This window comes from Clostridium sp. KNHs205 (assembly GCF_000702945.1).
Taxonomy (GTDB): domain Bacteria; phylum Bacillota; class Clostridia; order Lachnospirales; family Lachnospiraceae; genus Anaerocolumna.
This window is the reverse complement of sequence record NZ_JNLE01000003.1, coordinates 500588-518578: the sequence shown is the minus strand read 5'-3', so window position 1 is coordinate 518578 and position 17991 is coordinate 500588. Positions and strand designations below refer to the sequence as shown.

At 39.0% G+C, this 17991-nt stretch carries 14 protein-coding genes; 9 read left to right on the top strand and 5 right to left on the bottom strand.

Annotation, left to right across the window (positions count from 1 at the left end; genetic code table 11):
* Positions 1-6: 6 nt before the first annotated feature.
* Together BR73_RS0102250 and BR73_RS0102245 are read right to left on the bottom strand one after the other, a co-directional pair.
* Positions 7-3219: a DUF6240 domain-containing protein gene (locus BR73_RS0102250; RefSeq protein ID WP_033164222.1), complete on the bottom strand. Its 3213-nt coding sequence runs from the start codon at positions 3217-3219 to the stop codon at positions 7-9.
* Positions 3220-3809: 590 nt separating this feature from the next.
* Complete coding sequence (locus BR73_RS0102245; protein ID WP_033164221.1) at positions 3810-5105, bottom strand: M18 family aminopeptidase; 1296 nt, start codon at positions 5103-5105, stop codon at positions 3810-3812.
* A gap of 137 nt (positions 5106-5242) precedes the next feature.
* On the opposite strand from BR73_RS0102245, the gene BR73_RS0102240 reads away from it, so the two are divergent.
* Complete coding sequence (locus BR73_RS0102240) at positions 5243-5980, top strand: hypothetical protein (protein WP_033164220.1); 738 nt, start codon at positions 5243-5245, stop codon at positions 5978-5980.
* 88 nt (positions 5981-6068) lie between these two features.
* Positions 6069-6704 (top strand): DUF4352 domain-containing protein, encoded by a 636-nt coding sequence (locus BR73_RS27030; protein WP_051684912.1) that lies wholly within the window; start codon positions 6069-6071, stop codon positions 6702-6704.
* A 203-nt stretch (positions 6705-6907) separates the two neighbouring features.
* Here BR73_RS27030 and BR73_RS0102225 read toward each other — a convergent pair whose 3' ends face one another.
* Together BR73_RS0102225 and BR73_RS0102220 are read right to left on the bottom strand one after the other, a co-directional pair.
* The gene (locus BR73_RS0102225) at positions 6908-8068 is read right to left on the bottom strand and encodes a DUF3810 domain-containing protein (RefSeq protein ID WP_051684911.1); all 1161 of its coding nucleotides are present in this window, start codon (positions 8066-8068) and stop codon (positions 6908-6910) included.
* Positions 8069-8083: 15 nt separating this feature from the next.
* Entirely contained in the window at positions 8084-8950 is an 867-nt protein-coding gene (locus BR73_RS0102220) for a sigma-70 domain-containing protein (RefSeq protein ID WP_033164219.1), read from the bottom strand.
* 394 nt (positions 8951-9344) lie between these two features.
* Here BR73_RS0102220 and BR73_RS0102215 point away from each other — a divergent pair, with 394 nt between their 5' ends.
* Positions 9345-10322 (top strand): S1 RNA-binding domain-containing protein, encoded by a 978-nt coding sequence (locus BR73_RS0102215; RefSeq protein WP_081848504.1) that lies wholly within the window; start codon positions 9345-9347, stop codon positions 10320-10322.
* 129 nt (positions 10323-10451) lie between these two features.
* Positions 10452-11465 (top strand): substrate-binding domain-containing protein, encoded by a 1014-nt coding sequence (locus BR73_RS0102210; RefSeq protein ID WP_033164218.1) that lies wholly within the window; start codon positions 10452-10454, stop codon positions 11463-11465.
* Between the two features lie 3 nt (positions 11466-11468).
* Here the strand turns inward: BR73_RS0102210 and BR73_RS27025 are convergent, their stop codons facing one another.
* Entirely contained in the window at positions 11469-12356 is an 888-nt protein-coding gene (locus BR73_RS27025) for an AraC family transcriptional regulator (RefSeq protein WP_051684910.1), read from the bottom strand.
* Positions 12357-12828: 472 nt separating this feature from the next.
* Between BR73_RS27025 and BR73_RS0102200 the strand changes: the two genes are divergently transcribed.
* The 5 genes from BR73_RS0102200 (at position 12829) to BR73_RS0102180 (ending at position 17955) form a co-directional block, all read left to right on the top strand.
* A complete protein-coding gene (locus tag BR73_RS0102200) occupies positions 12829-14277 on the top strand; it encodes an extracellular solute-binding protein (RefSeq protein ID WP_033164217.1) in 1449 nt (482 codons plus the stop codon).
* A gap of 156 nt (positions 14278-14433) precedes the next feature.
* A complete protein-coding gene (locus BR73_RS0102195) occupies positions 14434-15303 on the top strand; it encodes a sugar ABC transporter permease (RefSeq protein WP_033164216.1) in 870 nt (289 codons plus the stop codon).
* Positions 15300-16127: a carbohydrate ABC transporter permease gene (locus BR73_RS0102190; RefSeq protein ID WP_033164215.1), complete on the top strand. Its 828-nt coding sequence runs from the start codon at positions 15300-15302 to the stop codon at positions 16125-16127. The genes BR73_RS0102195 and BR73_RS0102190 overlap by 4 nt, the downstream gene beginning before the upstream one ends.
* Complete coding sequence (locus BR73_RS0102185) at positions 16124-16774, top strand: hypothetical protein (protein WP_033164214.1); 651 nt, start codon at positions 16124-16126, stop codon at positions 16772-16774. The genes BR73_RS0102190 and BR73_RS0102185 overlap by 4 nt, the downstream gene beginning before the upstream one ends.
* A gap of 158 nt (positions 16775-16932) precedes the next feature.
* Complete coding sequence (locus BR73_RS0102180) at positions 16933-17955, top strand: glycoside hydrolase family 130 protein (protein ID WP_033164213.1); 1023 nt, start codon at positions 16933-16935, stop codon at positions 17953-17955.
* The last annotated feature ends 36 nt before the right edge of the window (positions 17956-17991 follow it).

Here is a 17991-nt window from a genome sequence, read left to right as displayed (position 1 = left end):
TTTTCCTTAAAGTTGATTATCTATCTCTTTCACTTGAAGTATGAATGCCTTAGAAAGTTTTAACAGCGTTCCGGTATCTGCAGGGGTGTCTCCGGTACTAATTTCGCCTTCTTCTTTTGGCTTATAGTTGTTATATCGACCGCTTTCCCCAAAATTATTACCTATTCCGTAACTGATTTGTTTTATTTTTGTATCTTCTGTAGAAAATGCCGCCGCGATTTCTGCTTCATTTTTCTTTACAGCTTCCAATCCTTCTCTGGTTTCACAGACAATAAAGGCACTTACTTCGTTATTCTTTACCGTAAGATTCAGTTCAATCTGCCCCAGTTTACCGGAGGGAATCTTAATGGCAGCTTTACCGGTATCACCGGTATTTTTAAGCAGTGTTACGTTAACATTGGTGATACCTTCTGTGGTTACCAGTGGTATCTGATAACTCTCCCTTAAAGCCATTTGGGTAATAAACTGCATTCCATTGCCGATTCTTCGAATATCACCCATATCTTTTACTGTTAAATTTCCCTTTTCATAATAACTCTTAAGAATATCCTGTACCTCAGTCTCTATTTCCTGATAGGCGTTCTTAATCTGACTGTCATTCTCAAGGTTGTCCAGTAATTTATCCGAAATGCTTTCAAGGTTTAAGCTGTTGTTCTCTGTTCCTTCCGATGCTTCCAGGGTAAATTGCTCTTCTTTTGCATCTGCTGCTTCTATAGTGATATCACTTCTCTGCAATAAGCTGTTAAGCTTATGAAATGCTGTATTTTCCTTTTGCAGATAATCATTTGCCCCCATTACATTTGAAAGGGTAACAGGAAGCTTATTGTTATCCAGCAGAGCCTGTGCTTCTTTGGTAACAGATTCCTTGAAATCCCGGAGTTTCTCATTATAATAAGCTTTATCTGTATCTTTATCCTGCTCTTTCAGAGCTTCTGCCACCTGCTCTAAGGTCATGTCTGCAACATTACTTGTATTCCCGAGAGCAATTAAGGCTTCCGGTGAAAGATTTTCCCTGATCTCTCTGACCAGTTCTTTGCCATAGGAAGCTTTTGCATGCTCCGATGAAACCGAGGTTTCTTTTAAATAGGCAGTATTGATCTGATCGGTGATGGATTCACCTTTCTTTGTATAATCAGAAAGGGTCCCGAAGTTGTCATCTACAGAAGTTTCAATACCACCGCTTCGCCTTGTCCTTACAGCCGTAAGGAGATTCTTAAGGGTCAGCTCCTGATCTGCTTTAACAACAGCTCCCAGGGCAGCTCCATCTGTTTTATCAACAGTATTTAAGAGTCTGTATATACCGATATAGGATTTTCTTTCTTCCTCAGTAATTTCATTGTTCTTATCCAGCTTCCATAAGAAACGGCTGAAACGTTCCTCATCGGTTACTCCAAGCTCTTCCTTCATAGTATTTATCTGATTATTCAATTCTTCAATAGGCAGTTCTACGGGGTTGATGCCCTTTCTGATGAACTCCACCGCAACTGCCGGATGGAAGTTCTTCATCACATTATTCACCTGTGTATCGTGTAGCTTAACAAGGTCTATATTCTCAGCCGTCAGAGGCATATTGTTATAACCCAGAATACGAAGTGCTCTTTTATTTGCTTCTGTGGCCTCCAGTCCCATCTCCTCTAACAGACTGCCAGTATTTTGAAAGGCCTTGGAAATCGAATCTCCCATATCTGCTCTTGGTTTGGTCATTAAAGTCTCATAACTGTCCGCTGCATGATTCCTTTTGTAGTCATTTCCTGCTGCCGTAAGGCTTTCCACCGTTTCCTGAGACCAGGAGGGAAGCGTATTGGAAAGCAGTGCTGCAGGTGCACTCTTTAATTCCTCAACCTGTAAAAGGCTTGCTTTCACGGTGCTGATATTTTCTTGATTGACATTAACATTGCCTTCTTTTAAAAGATTTCGGTAATAGTTATCTTCGATTTCTTTTAAGCCTTCAACCACTTTTACAAGGGAATCCGTCTCAAGATGGAACCCTTTCTTTAACAGCTCACCGCTTGCATCCGACGTCATCTTCAAGCGGATTTCCTCCAGGCGTCTTCTTACGGTTATGGTCCGTATATCAATCTCTTCCTGGCTGACAGCTGCCTGTGCCGTATTTTCTATAATAGCTTTCGCATTTGTATCGGTATTTCTATCATCATTTACCTGCTGTCTCTGCTGCTTATACAAATCCCTGATAGACAGGTTGTCCACTTCCTTGTCCGAGCGGACTGACACCACAGTTCGAATAGTATCATCACTAATATCCAAATCTGCCCTGGCTGCTCTGTACCCCTGACCTTCCGCCAGAAAACTAAGAGAGGGGGAATTTGTATTTCCCTGTGCAAGTGATGTAATCAACTTATCAGTAATCTTATCTGTTGTCATATCAGATTTAATCTTATCCAAATCCCATGTGGCCCAGAGATTATTCTCTGTTATACCAAGGTTATGAGAATAAAGCCATCTGGCATTGCTTAAGCTTTGCTCATTCACTTCAAAGCCGGAATCTTCTATAATTTTTGCAGCCTGAGGTTTTATCTCCTCCCACTGGCTGTCGTTTACAGGAGTCTCCTTCACATGGGCAGCACTGTAACTTGCTTTATAAATATTATCAAGAGTAGGTTCCATACGGTTCTTAATCAGATAATATTTAGCCTGGTCAGACATGTTCTCCACCGACCTTGCTTTATCTGTCCCTGTGGAAATACGTTCCAAATTGGCTTTCGTAACGGGTATATTCGCAGAATCCAGCCTCTCGATCAGGTGCTTATTTTTACTATAATCAAGTCCAAGGTATTGTTGCTGAAGAATTTTCTCCGTTAATTTGGCCCTTTGATCTACAATGCTATCCTCCTGCAAATCCCTTTGCTGCTTTATTCTTGCAAGCATCCTGTCAAGACGCTCCAGTTCAAACTTTTCAAGTGAGATACCTTCCTGTTCAAGGGCTATGTAATCACTCTCTGTTATTTGTGAGGAAGTCTTAGATACATCTCCACCAGCGGATTCTTCTTCCTGCTTATATACAGTATCTTCTGCTGCCGCTTCTTGCTTTTCCTCATAAACAGGAGTACTCTTCTCGGTTCCCTCGGTGTAAACGGCAACCGCTGATTGTGCCTCTACCTCATTAGTGCCTTTGACTTCATCTTTTTTAACGTCCTGAAGCGGTACCGAGGTATCAGCAGCACCTGTTGTTTTATATTCTGAAATAACATTTATATTCATTCCAACCTCTTTTCTGCCTGTGTAAGGTAGTCCTGTAGCAAAATTTTAAATCTTTTAACTATATTTTTTCAGTTTTTCAACCAGTAAGGGGGTATTTTAATTATATTTCGGACAAGACTTCGATTTTCTTAAGTAAAATCGAATAAAGATAAACAGACGAATACCATTCACGAACTGTCTGAGCGCTTTTTGCGAGTTTGGTATCCTTTCACCTGCCAGTAACAACTGCGGACATTTTAGTGGAATTTGGAACCCTGAACAGGAAAATTCCTAACTGTAAACCAAACTCCTCGTCCGTTCCCCAAAAACCTATTATTCCCTACCACAATAAGTCTGTATGTAAGATTACCTTCCAAAAGTTGCATAAACTAAAATAAGACCAATCAAACCTGTACCTTATCACTCCTGTACACGTATCTGACCAGTCTTACTCCATTATAGCTTTTGCCCTCTCACGTTCCCCAACGCGCTTCCAACCTCTAGTACAATACCTTCTCGTATTGACTTAATTAACTATAACACTTTTTGTGTGTTTTGTCAATATAAGCTTTATTATTTAAATTCTGTTGGCTATTTTCACAACAATGGTACTAAAATCCAAAATATGTTTCCATTAATTTATCCAGATATGCCTGATCCTTGGTACCCATTAGTTCCCTGGAGGAATGCATGGCCAATAAAGGTATTCCGATATCCACAGTTTTCACAGGTAACCAGGAGGATATGATGGGTCCTAAAGTACCGCCGCCCGGCATGTCTGAACGGTTAACAAATTTCTGGTATTTCACATCTGCAGCCTCACAAAGCTGCTGAACAATAGCAATTGCTTCTGTATCAAAGGTATATCTTTGATTGCTGTCTATTTTAAAAACAATTCCTTCATTAAGAGCTGTGTAGTTAGTAGGATCATATTTTTCCGGGCGGTTAGGATGAACCCCGTGGGCTACATCTACGGATAACAGGAAGCTTTCTGTTACCTGGGAATATAAATTGTCTTCCTTCAGAGATAACCCCCTCATGATTTTTTCCAGCAACAGATTTAACAAGGCAGAATCTGCACCCTGTTTGGTCTTGCTTCCAATTTCCTCATTATCGAATAATGCTATCAGATTAATTCCTTCTTTTCTTCTGCCTGCATTAATACCCTTTAACAAGGACCACACAGAAGTAAGATTATCAAGTCTCGGACAGGATACAAAATCCTCTGAAGTGCCAATGAAGCAACCCTCTTCTTTATTGTAAATATACATATCATAGTCAAGAATCCTGGATTTATCAATTCCAAGTTCCCTTGCTAAGAAACTTAAGAAGAATTTCTCCTCAGAAATATCTTCATTTACCATAGAAAACAAAGGCAGGGTATCTGTCTGCCTGTTTATCTCCACTCCTTTGTTCACCTCTTTATTTACATGAATGGCCAGATTGGGGATGGTAAGTACCGGTTTCTTGATATCCAGGATTCTTAATTCAGGATGAAAAGGGTCCTCACTTCTTAAAGCAACTCTGCCGGCCAGTGACAAAGGACGGTCCATCCAGGTATTTAATATCGGACCTCCATAAACCTCTGTATTTAATTTACGGTATGCTCCGCTCCTGATATCTGCATTGGGTTTGACGCGAAAACCCGGGTGGTCTGTATGAGCTGCAGCAATCCGGAAATTCTGTCCCTTTTCAAAGTTCTCTCCTACTGTAAAAGCAAAGAGGGATGTAGCATAAGGTTTGATATAATAACCGGCTCCCTTCGTAAGCTCCCAGTCCTCTTTAAAGTCCAGGCCGGTAAAGCCTGCTTTTTCTAAATACTTAATACCTTCCTCCACTGCGTGGTAAGGTGATGTTGCTTCCTGTATAAATGAAAGTAGCTCTTTCGCACTCTCTTTCTCTTTCATGATTGCTCCTCCTTAGTTGTAAATTTATATGAATTAATTATAGCCCACCTTATTTTAATAAACAAGCAAGATTTCTGCTTGACCTGCTTCCTCCGGTGTTTTATTCTTTACTTATAGTAAGCAGAAAAGAGGGTTTTATGAATACATTATTGTTTGAGCAGGCTATCGATACTGTTATAAATAACCCAAGAATGGAAAGCGGTATCGGAACCCTGAGCGAAAAGACTGTCCATGCCGTTTTGAAAAATTATCTTGCTCCAAATCAATCCTGCCATGAAATTAAATATCAGAACTATTATGCCGACATTGTTACCCCTGAGGGAATTATAGAGATACAGACACAGAATTTTGACCGCCTGAGAAAGAAGCTTTCTGTATTCTTAAAAGAAGCTCCTGTTACTATCGTATACCCCATTCCTCATATTAAATGGCTTCGATGGGTAGACAAGGAATCGGGAGAAGTCAGCCCCCGAAGGAAGTCCCCAAGGATAGGAAAAGCCTCTCTTATCCTTCCGGAGTTGTATAAGATAAAAGAGTACCTTAATGATCCGGGCCTTAAGCTCCACCTTGTCTTTATCGACCTCGAAGAATATAAATTCCTGGATGGTTGGGGAAAAGACAGGAAAAATCACGCCGGAAAAGCAGACAGGATTCCTGTAGGCCTTGCCAAGGAGATATTTATAAGCTCCCCTGCTGATTATCAGCTGCTATTTCCTGAGTCTCTTAACGATACCTTCATGGCAAAAGAATTTTCAAAAGCAGCCGGGTACGGCAGTATTGCATTAAGCTCTGCCCTTAAGGTTCTAAAGCAAATGGAAGTAATCGAACAAACCGGAAAAAAAGGACGTGCCTTCTTATATACCAGAAAGCAGTAATTGTAATGATATCCCAAATGATCTTTTTATTGACAAAATAGGTATTATATCCCATAATAGTTACATTATATTACACATGGAGGAAAATATGGGAGAAGTTAAAAAGTGTAAACACTGTCAGTCTGAGATCGATAAAAAAGCAAAGGTATGTCCTAATTGCCGTAGAAAGCAAGGTGGAAAAGGAAAATTTATTATTCTCGGAGTTATTGTATTTTTTATCGTTGCAGGTGCATTGAGCAGTCTTAATGAAGATACAACAAAAACATCAAATACTAATACACAAAAAGCAAATGGAGATTCTTCTGATAGCAAAGCAGCAGATATTGTGGCTCTGGGATCTGAAGGGCAATCTGAAAATTTAGCATTAAAAGTTAATGAAGTCGGTGATACAGATGAAATCAAAGAAAATGATTTCTTGAGTTATAAACCAGATAGTGGTAAATATGCAATTGTTAACATTACAATTAAAAATACCGGCAAAGAATCCACTTCATTGACTAACGGCTACTTTAAATTAATAACCTCTGATGGAGCTGAGTATAGTCCTACAATTCTAATTGGATTAGATAATAAATACATAAGCTTTGAGTCCATAAATCCTGGATTAGATATTACGGGAAATCTTGTTTTTGAAGTACCAAAGGATTTAGTAGTAACTGATACTACATTAAAATTCTCAGGAACTGGACTATTTACAAAAGCAACAATTTTTGGTTTAAAATAATATAATAGGGGCTGTTGCAAAAAACTGTGAAGCAGTAAGAAACCTCTTGGAGTTTCCTGTAATGCACTGGCTGAAAGACATATTACCAGTTAAGGTGTCTTTCAGCCAGTGTGTGAAGGAAAGTCAAAAGGCTTCTTACGGCAACATTGTTTAAATGCAGCAGCCCTTTTTAATTTCTTATAACATACCTATTCTAATCTTCTTTATTTTCCTGCTTTGAATTCCGCCAGCAAAAGATCTACCATTCTTCCGTAGCTCTTCACTCCGTCACTCTGTTTATTGGCCTTTAGATAAGTATCATTCAGGGTACTTGATGCTGTACTGATGACAGTATCCTCAAACTGTACCCAGTAATAATAGTTTTCCCTTAAATCAGCTTTCATTTCCTCACTATAGAGTGCCCTTGCCTGTTCATAATACTCGGTAGACTGCTGATAGAGCTGATTTCCCACATAGGATAGGGCCAGCATCAATCCGCTGTATTTTAAGACATTGTCATCAGAATTGCTACATACAAGATAAGAGATAAAATTAGCTTCGTCTTCTCTCATAAAGCCTCGAAGGTGTGCCAACTCATGTAGCATTGTGGCGGGAATAGTATAATCCGGTACATCAGTGTTTACATTTGCCTCCATTGTAAAAGGCCAGAATATGCCTGTAATCTCCATGGCAGACATAACCCTGGAAGAGGATACAGCTTTTACAGATTTATAATTTCCTTCTAACTGAGGGTATTCCGTGCCAATCTTCTCATAAGCTGCAGCAGCTGAATCAACCAGCTCCGACCAATTACTCTTATCAATAAGGATAGCTCCGTCCTGGGTGAAAGCTCCCCCCTCTTCGGTTATGAGTTTGCGAACCTCTGCAGCTCTTTCCGCAAGGCTCTTATCCAGCTCATAAAGCTCCTGGACAGAAGACTTCTCTAAGGTATAGCCGCTGATTTGTGCAAAGGAATATCTGTTGTAATTTATACCAGCCATAATTACATAAAGAAAAAAGATTACGCTGGCAATACATCCTATATTAATCAAAGAAAGCATTAATATATATGCTGCTGTTTTTCCTTTTTGTCTTCTTTTTATTAGTTGAATTATAAGGTAAACTAAGCCTGCAAGAACTACCGGCAGAAAAAGTTTAATTATGATTTCCATTATGGAGAAAGGAATTTTATCCGTGAAAAAACTTACGGCGTAAGCTATACCTCTGTAAATTTTACGCGCAAAAATCATCTCAGCAAAATAAGAGCTGTTTTGTGATATCCACAGTAAGATAAAGGCTAGCGGAGCTAATAAAATTACGAATATCCTCTTCTTTTGGAAGACCTTGTACCATTTATTTGAATTCAGTGTCTTTGTTTCCTTCAATTAGCTCCTCCCTTTTCAAGGCTTCTTATCTTCGTGTTCCATACTTAATTTTACACCATCTACGGACATATTAATAATGTCAATTAATTCCTCTTCAGACATCTTTACATATCTTGCCAGCTCGTGCAGATTGCCCTCCCTGCCGAGTTCTTCCGTCAACTCCTCAGAAGCACGCTTTATATAGCTGATCTTATCAATAATATCCTGTTCGAAACTGCTGCTCTCAGTGTTTTCATAGACTGCCTGCTCCAGAGCATTCTTAATATATCCCTCTAAGAAACTGATCTCACTCTCCAGAACAGTCTCACTGTACAGTGCTTCTACCCCGCACAAAAGTCCAATATTTCCCTCCTGTATCAGATCCTCCAGGGTTACCCCCCTGTTCTGATAATTTTTTGCCATTTCCACAACCTTATGAAGGTTTGCTTCAATAAACCTTTCCTTAACCTCTTCCTTTTTCTCTCTTATGGACATTAACAAGGCTTCATACTCAGCTTCATCAGCCCTTTTTACTGCTGAGATATCCTCAAGATACATCTTTAGATACTGGGAATCCTCTCCGGTCTGCTTTACAGCAGCTTCTGAACTTTGGGAGTGATCCTCATTAGAAAACTCCTCCGCCTTCTCCTGGGAGCTTTCTTCTGCTTTTTCACTTTCCTGTACGGCTTCTTTGTACTCATCAAAAGCCTTTGTATTTACATATCCCTTAACCTTTATATGATTTGCTGCGAGGTAAGCGAAAATATGCTCATATTGACTTTCATTGAGCCCCATACCGCCAAAGAACTCTTTGATCTCATTCATTCCCAGCTCATTCCCCTGTACTCTTGCAACCTCTAAGACGTCCTTTAACATTTCCTGAAATTTGTTCTTATCTTCCATATATACCTCTTTTCCTGCAACTACTGAGAGAGATTATACTCTCTGCTTCTCTTCCTATTTTATCATATCTTAATACTTCCCGCAAATGCCATATGTAAACACCATATCTCCTTCCCTGCTTTCTTGTGTATAGTGGAATTTTATGGAGGAATAACTTATGAGTAACAGATGAGATGAGGTTGGCTGCAACAGATATTTTCCAGTAAATAGTTCTTAATGAAACCTAGCAGAATTTACCCCCCAACGGTTAATGATGTAAATATACCTTAATCTCGTAGGACGTTCAATTGCTATATAAGTCTGCCATATACATACACACAACATATCTTGCCTAGATTCCATTAATAGGCTATACTATTATATAACGAATCACAAACAAGAGAGGAGCACCACAATGAGCGATGAATTAGAAGTGAAAGCTGAAGAGGCTGTTTCTGTGCAGGAAACCGCGCCTCAGGAAGCAATTCCGTCCATGGAAGAATTTGAAGAGCAGATTAGCAAATCTCTTCATAAAATTGAAGAAGGCGAACTGGTAAAAGGTACTGTAATCGGTATCTCTGAAACAGAGGTTACACTGGACCTTGGTTATTATGCTGAAGGTATTATCCCATTAGAAGAGCTCAGCAACGATCCCAGATTTTCTATTAAAGGGGATGTGACTATTGGTGAAGAATACTCCGCTGTAGTTATCAGAGAAGATGATGGAAAAGGAAACATACTCTTATCCAAAAAAGAAGCGGACAACCTCCTGTCCTGGACTGCTTTAAAAGAGTATCTGGAAAACAAAACTGTGCTAAAGGTTAAGATAGCACAGGAAGTAAACGGAGGCGTTACTACTTATCTGTTAGGAATCCGTGGCTTTATACCTGCCTCTCAGCTTTCTCTTACCTACGTGGAGGATCTGAGCGCCTGGGTTAATAAAGAGGTGGAAGTACAGGTAATTACTGTGGAAGAAGATAAGAAGAAACTGGTGCTTTCTGCAAAAGAAGTGGAAAAAGAACAGGTTAAGGAAGAAAAATTAAGTAAACTCTCTCATTTACCTATCGGTCTTGTAACCAAAGGAACTGTGGAGAAATTAGCTCCTTACGGTGCCTTTGTCAATTTAGGTAATGGTCTGTCCGGTCTGGTTCATATTTCTCAAATTGCCAACAAACGCCTTAAAACTCCCGGAGAAGTTTTAAAAGAAGGACAAGAAGTAACAGTAAAGATAATTGAAGTAAAAGACGGCAAGATCAGCCTTAGCATAAAGGCTGTTGAGGAAAATGCAGAAATTTCAGAAAATGTTGAAGCCGCACCTTTTGAATATTCCTCCGGTGAAGAAGCCTCCACAGGGCTGGCAGGACTGCTCTCAAAATTTAAGCTTCCCGAATAAACAACTGAACGAAACACTTCCCAGAGCAACCTTATCAGTATTTAAAGTTGACAAACAAAATTCTGTACATTAAAATACTAGAGTAAAAAGAAAGTAAATTAAGTTAAAAAGTTGATTAAGAGGGTAAATATGGACAGGAAAGTCAAAATGGAAGATATAGCCAACTCTTTAGGCGTAAGCATTGTCACTGTATCAAAGGCACTGTCAGGTAAAAAAGGTGTAAGTGAGGAAATGCGGGAGAAAATAAAAGACCTTGCAAAAGAAATGGGATATCAGCAATCCAGTTCTTCCAAAGGCCTTAAAGAGGGCAGAAGTTATAATATTGGTATAGTTGTGCCTGGGCGTTATTTTGGCAAATATGTCTCTTTTTATTGGCAGTTATACCAAGAGGTAACAGCAAATGCTGCCGCTAACCAATGCTTTACCATGCTGGAGGTTATCAGCCCTGAGGCAGAAGATAATCCGGAAATTCCCCTTCTGATACGTGAAAAGAAGGTGGATGGTATTATTCTCATGGGCCAGCCAAAAAGCAAGTATTTATTAAAGCTGAAAGACGGATTAAATGTTCCTTTGATATGCCTTGACTTTTATGATAAGGACCTGGACTGTGACGCTGTTGTGTCCAACGGTTTTTACGGAACCTATATTCTTACCAATCTGTTGTTTAACAGAGGCCATCAGGATATTGCTTATGTAGGAACACTTTTGTATACAAGCAGTATTACTGACCGTTATTTAGGCTACTATAAATCCATGTTAGAGCACGGGCTTTCCGTTACAGAAGACAGGCTCTTAGATGACAGAGACTGGAAAACCGGCGATGTAGTAGGTTTCCCTTTTGTATTTCCTGCCAAAATGCCAACCGCTTTCGTATGTAACAGCGATCTTACCGCCTGCTCCCTTATCAAAGCCCTTCAAAAGAAAGGATATGAAGTACCAAAGGATATCTCGGTAGTTGGCTTTGATAATTATCTGTACCCGGGTTTATGCAATATCGGCATAACAACCTATGATGTCAACGTCAGGGAAATGGCATTAAGAAGTATCAACAATCTTATTGAAAAGATAAATAATCCTTCCAGGAATTTTGGAATTTCCATTGTTGAAGGCAATATGGTACACAAAGACAGTGTGGCATACTAATTATTATGGAGCAGCTCTTTTTCGATAGTTAAGAGGAGTTGCTCCTGTTTTTTGTCTGAAGATCCGGATAAAATTATTGGTATTGTCAAAGCCCACCATTCTCCCGATTTCATTTACCCGCTTATCCGTACTAATTAATGCTTCCTTTGCCACCTTAATACGAATGTCATTCAGATACTGCATGGGCGAACATCCATAAGCAGCAGCAAAGTCTCTGCATATCTGATATTTACTGATCTGATACTTTGCAGAGAGATTGTCAAGGGTATATCTGGCTTTGCAATCCTCTTCAAAACTCATCTTGATTTTTCTGATATATTCTGGCAGAAGTTTATCCCCTTCTCCCATTTTCTCTTTTTCTGCAGCCATACCTAATAAAATATCCAGAAGCAGCTTAGCCTGAAGCATATAATTGTCATACTCCTTTGACAGCTGATCGTAAAGTTCCATGATTCCATGGGGAATTAAAGATCCTTCCGGGACCTTGTGAAGCAGTTCATTATCCCAACCTCCCGCTTCATAGAGGAAAGGAAGTATACTTCCCTGTATATAGAAAGCCGTATGGTGCCAGTTTTTTGGAACTTTAATCTGATATTTCATACGACAGTTAATAAAGCTAAGTGTTCCTTCTGTAAGCTCATAAGTACCTGCTTTAACAGACAGCTGTCCTAAGCCGCTGTGGGTATAGATTAGACAATAGGCATCCAGATAGTTGATATCAAGGGAATAAGAATCCTTGGCTTTAACGTCAAGGAAGGCTTCTGCAAATGGAAGATTATCCTTAATGGACTGGGGAGTGGTTACAGTAGTGGGCACATACTTATCAGCCAGGGTCTTGCCGTAATAAGCATAGGATGAAATTGCGTTATTAAATCTTTGACTAAAATCCATGTTCTCTTCACTCTCCTTTCAAGGAAAAGGTAATCTGTTTATTTTGCCATAACACCTTTAATCTGGGTATTTATGCACAAAATAAATTCAAAAGCTTGTCCTCCTATAATAATAAGGTATAAAATAGTTTATAGCAATATGATTTTATAACCTGTTTAGTTAACTTATTTATGCTAATAACTCTATACAATTCAGTTAAAGTAAGATTAATTCAATTAACTTATGCAATTTATTAGGTAGTTGTATGAATGTACTGTTTTTTCATTTAGCATAAGTGCACAATTATTCTAAATTTATATATCCAAAAAGTATATTTTGCATAGTTTTCGCAAGATTCGACTTAATTTTGCAAGATTAGTAGATGACTAAATAGGAAAGTAAATATACAATTAAATTCAAGATTAAAAACTTAATTTTTTTAAGAGGTTTTAGTCTAATGTTTACTTAAAACAAATATTTAAGGAGGAATTTTATGAAACTAAAAAAAGTTTTGGCAGTTGTTCTTGCATCCATGATGGTAGTTTCCATGGTTGGATGCTCCTCAAACAGCAACAACACAAACAAGACGAATGAGCCTGCAGCAACTGAAGGAGCATCCTCTTCTGAAGGCACAGGATCTGAAGGTACTGATTTATCATCATTAAAAGGAACTACCATTAGTGTATATACACATGGCGGAAACAGAGTTTTAGGTGAAGAGAAGAAAGACAAAGATGGTAATACATATCGTGATGAGTCTACTGCTTACTTAAAACAATTAGCTGAGAAATTTACAGCAGAAACCGGTATCAATGTTGATCTTAACGTTATCTCCAATGAAGATGAATTAAGACCTCTGTTCCAAGTACAGGATGAATCCGTTGACATCTTTACAGCTCCTAACTGGAGTCTTGAAGAGTGGGCACAGTATTCAGAGCCTTACTTTACTGTAGAAGAAGGTAAAGAATTATATGGCGACTATGCGCTGGCAATGCCTAATGACGGTACAACCATTTACAGCGTAATGCCCGGAAGAGCCTACAACCAGGCTGTAGTATATAATGAAGAAGTTATCAAAGCAGCTGGATACGATGAAATTCCTGCAACTCTTGAAGAGTTCAACAAAATGTGTGAAGCTATCAAAGCAAACGGTGTAACACCTATCTCTTTACACAGAATTGAGAATTGGCCTCTTGCAACTGTACAGGATTTCGCATCTTATGTTGCTGGTGATGCTAACGTATTTGCTGAGACATTAAAGACTGAGAATCCTTTTAGTGAAACTGCTCCTTTTGGTAAAACAATCAAAATGTACACAGAGTGGAAAGCAAAAGGATACTTTGAGCCTGAAGTTTATACTGATTTCGGTGTAGCTATGGACAGCGTAGCTTATGGAAAAGCTGGTATGATGCTTTTCGGTTCATGGGTTGTTCCTCAGATCCAGGGACGTGTTCCTGAAGGAAAAGATCCTTCCATTATCAAATTTGCTCCCGCTCCTGATTTCGGTGCAGGAAGATATGTCCTTGCAGCTCCTGCTGACAACTGGGCAATCAGCAAATTCTCCAAGAACAAAGAAGCAGCCAGAGCTTTCATCGAGTATGTTTCTGAAGATGCACAGTTTATCGCAGACAGCGGATATATCGCTAACAAAAAAGGTGTAACTCCTGTTGTTCCCGAACTGTATTCCATCATTGATAAAATGGTTGAAAGCGGAGACTGCAAAGTTCTTCTCTCCCCTGCTACTGATGCAAACACTCTTGCAAATCAGGATGTTTTAACAGAAGCTGGTTTATATGCAGATTACAAATATGTTGGTCTTTTATTCGATGCTCTTGATACAACAAAACCTGATGATTGGACAGCTTACAACAAGCAGGTAGATGTACAGAACAAAGCTTACAAAGAATACAAAGAAGAACTCGGACTTGAGTGGGTAGACTAATCTAAAGCTACCGATTACCGCAATGTAAGAGCCAGTCACAGGCCGTTGCCCTACGGCCTGTGAGGGCTCTTTAGCGGTTTCACAAAGACAACAATCACAAATGTAACATTAGCAGTCTGGACTTCCCCATTCAGAACTGCAGTGAAAGAGGTTGAAATGAAACAAACAAAAAGCAGCAAAATCATTATTTTTGCATTTTTAGTGATACCGGTCATTCAGTTACTGGTATTCTCCTATATTCCTATCTTAACCAATGTTTATCTGAGTTTTACCAGCTATAAAGGTGTCGGCACTCCCAGATGGATTGGACTTAAGAATTACGAAAGATTACTGACTGATCCACAGTATATCATGGTTTTCAAGAACTGCCTCTGGTATATGATTGTTGCCATACCACAGCTGGTATTTGCATTTTTCCTTGCAATCTTTGTAAACGGCAAGTTCAGAGGTTTAAACCTGTTTAAAGGAATTCTGATTATTCCTTATTTATTAAACGGTGTTATCGTATCTACAATTTTTATTATATTCTTTAATAACTCCGGTACTCTTAACCTGATACTTGATACAATCGGTCTTGGAGCCTTAAAACAGCAATGGCTTCAGAACCTGAATTTAGTTAACCCCTCTATTGCTTCCATCAGTATCTGGCGTTATTATGGTATGAACTTTATCATGTTCTTTGGTGCTCTTCAGACGATTTCTACAGATTTATTTGAAGCGGCTGCCGTAGACGGCTGTACAAAATGGCAGGAAATTCTCTACATATCCATTCCTTCCATTCGTAACGTACTCTTTATTAACATATTACTAAGTGTTTCCGGTTCCATTCAGGTATTTGAAATACCTTATATTATGATGAACGGCTCTAATGGAACAGTAACACCTGTTATTCAGATTCAGCAGAGTGCCTTTATGGAGAACCGTGTTGGTTTTGCTGCTGCATTATCCATAATGGTATTCGTAATCGTCGTTTTAGCTGTTGGTTTACAGAGTATCTTTAACAAGAAAGGAGAAAGTGCAAGATGATAAAGGAAAGTAAAGTATACAAGATACTGCGCTATGTATTCCTCTTTGCAGCATGTATTTTTGTAATAATCCCTATAATTCCTCTAATATTCATGGCCTTTAAAACCGGTGCAGAATACTCTGCTACAGGTGTACTGACTCCTCCTAAGAACTGGCTCAACGGATATAATTTCAATTATGCCATTCGTGTAGGTAATCTTGGCAAGGCTTTGTTAAATACTGCTATTATTCTTGGTATCTCCCTGTCTCTGCAGATAATGTTTACTACCATGGTATCTTATGTGCTTCATCGTTTTAAGTTCAGAGGCAGAAAGATCATCATGACCTTATTTACATTAACTATGTTTATACCGGTTGTTACCACCCAGACCGTTGTATTCCAGATTATATACCGTATGCACCTGGTTAATAAAATGGCCAGCGTAATACTTCTATACTCCGGTGTAGGTATTATCGGTATCTATATCATGTTTAACCTGCTGGATTCCATCTCCAAGGAGCTTGACGAATCCGCTTTGTTAGACGGTGCCGGCTACTTTACGATTTACAGAAAAATTATTCTTCCTCTTTTAAAGCCTGCCTGCACAACTTTACTCATCTTAAACGGAATTGGTTATTATAATGATTTCTATATTCCTAACCTTTACTTAAGAAAAGACGTACAGACCTTTACTGTGGCCCTTTATAAATTCTTCGGCAGTATGTCAACTCCTTTTGAGATTGTAGCAGCGGCAATTCTATTGGGAATCATACCGATTGGTCTTGTATATATCTTCCTGCAGAAATATATTTTCTACGGATTAGCAGGTGCCATTAAATCATGACAAGAGAATCCTTGTTCTACAAGATCTTGTCCGCTGTCCATATCGTGTTTTTTACCAGTATCTTATTCTTCCTGACAGTCCTTTTATCCTTAGGCTTTTTACTTCTGCCTGCACTTGGAGCAATCTTTCTGATTGGGAAGGACGTAATATACAAAGAGATAAACATCACTGACAGCATTGTTAAAACCTATTTTGTGAATTTAAAACATTCCCTCCATTTAATGAAATATATTCCCGTTCATTTGATCATGCTTCTCAATCTCGCAGGTATCTACCTGTGGGCGGGAGCTGATAAAATGATTTATTCTGTGTTATGCCTTGCTATGGCCTCCATATTACTGGTATTTATGCTTTATATAGCCGGCTATCGCACTTTTATTGGAAAAAATATCGATCTGATAGAAATAACCTGTATCATATTTATCAAACTCCCTTATTTTATACTGCTCTTTGTAGGGGTTGTTTGCCTGTTATATTTTTTCTCTGATATTATAATGTTTATACTAGTACCGACCAGTACATTTTTTATCTTTGTTTTGGAAGCGGTCATCTTTATTCAGATATTACTCTACCGCAAGACTCTGGGTACATTAAGCGAAGAGGATGAATTTTATTATCTTACGGAAAGTCCTTTTCGCAGAAAATAAATTGCTGCTCTCCGGTAACAGTACGAAAATAAAACCTGTTAAGGAATAGCTTCAATAAGTTTAAGAATCCTTAATCTTGGGTAGAACTAACTATAGAATCTTTGGGTTTTACGAGAAAATATTAGAAAGGGGCTTCCATTACGGAAGCATTTGAGATTATGAGTAAAATTAAAATGATAAGTCCCGCAGTTAAGAACATTCCCTGGCAGGAAAGACCTGAGAACCTCAGCGGAGCACCTGTATGGAGATATAATGAGAACCCTATTATCGGAAGAAACCCTGTAGAAGGCGTTGCAAGAATCTTCAACAGTGCTGTTATGCCTTATGGTGATGAGTTCATCGGAGTGTTCCGTGGTGAGCAGACAGACGGGATTCCTTACATCTACATGGGAAGAAGTAAAGACGCTATCCACTGGGATATCGAGCCGAATAAGATTCCTTTTGAAGATGAGAACGGTGAGCCTTTTATGCCTTTATATGCATATGATCCCCGTCTTGTTAAGGTTGAAGATACTTATTATATCATCTGGTGCCAGGATTTTTACGGTGCAGCAATCGGTATGGCTAAAACTACTGATTTCAAGAAATTCGTTAGACTTGAGAATCCTTTCATTCCATACAACCGTAATGCAGTATTATTCCCTCGTAAAATTAACGGCAACTTTGTAATGCTCAGCCGTCCAAGCGACAGCGGACACACACCTTTCGGTGATATCTTTATAAGTGAAAGTCCTGATATGGTATACTGGGGCAAACACAGACATGTAATGGAAAAAGGTAAGAGCTGGTGGGAGAGCGTTAAGATCGGTGGAGGTGCTACTCCTATTGAGACCTCTGAAGGCTGGTTAATGTTCTATCACGGTGTAAGCAGTACCTGCAATGGTTTTGTATACAGCATCGGTGGTGCAATCCTTGATATCGACAATCCTTCCATCGTTAAATATCGTTGCAGCAAGTTCATCTTAACTCCTGAAGAGTGGTATGAGGAGAGAGGTTTCGTTCCTAATGTATGCTTCCCTTGTGCAACAATCCATGATCCTGAATCAGGAAAGATTGCTATTTACTACGGAGCTGCTGACAGCTATGTAGCACTTGCTTTTACAGAAGTTGATGATATTGTTGCTTATATCAAAGAGAACAGCAAATTAACCGAGACAGATACTGAGATCGGAAGAAGATAATTAAAATTACTATGAAACTATAGAAACAGCCTGAGG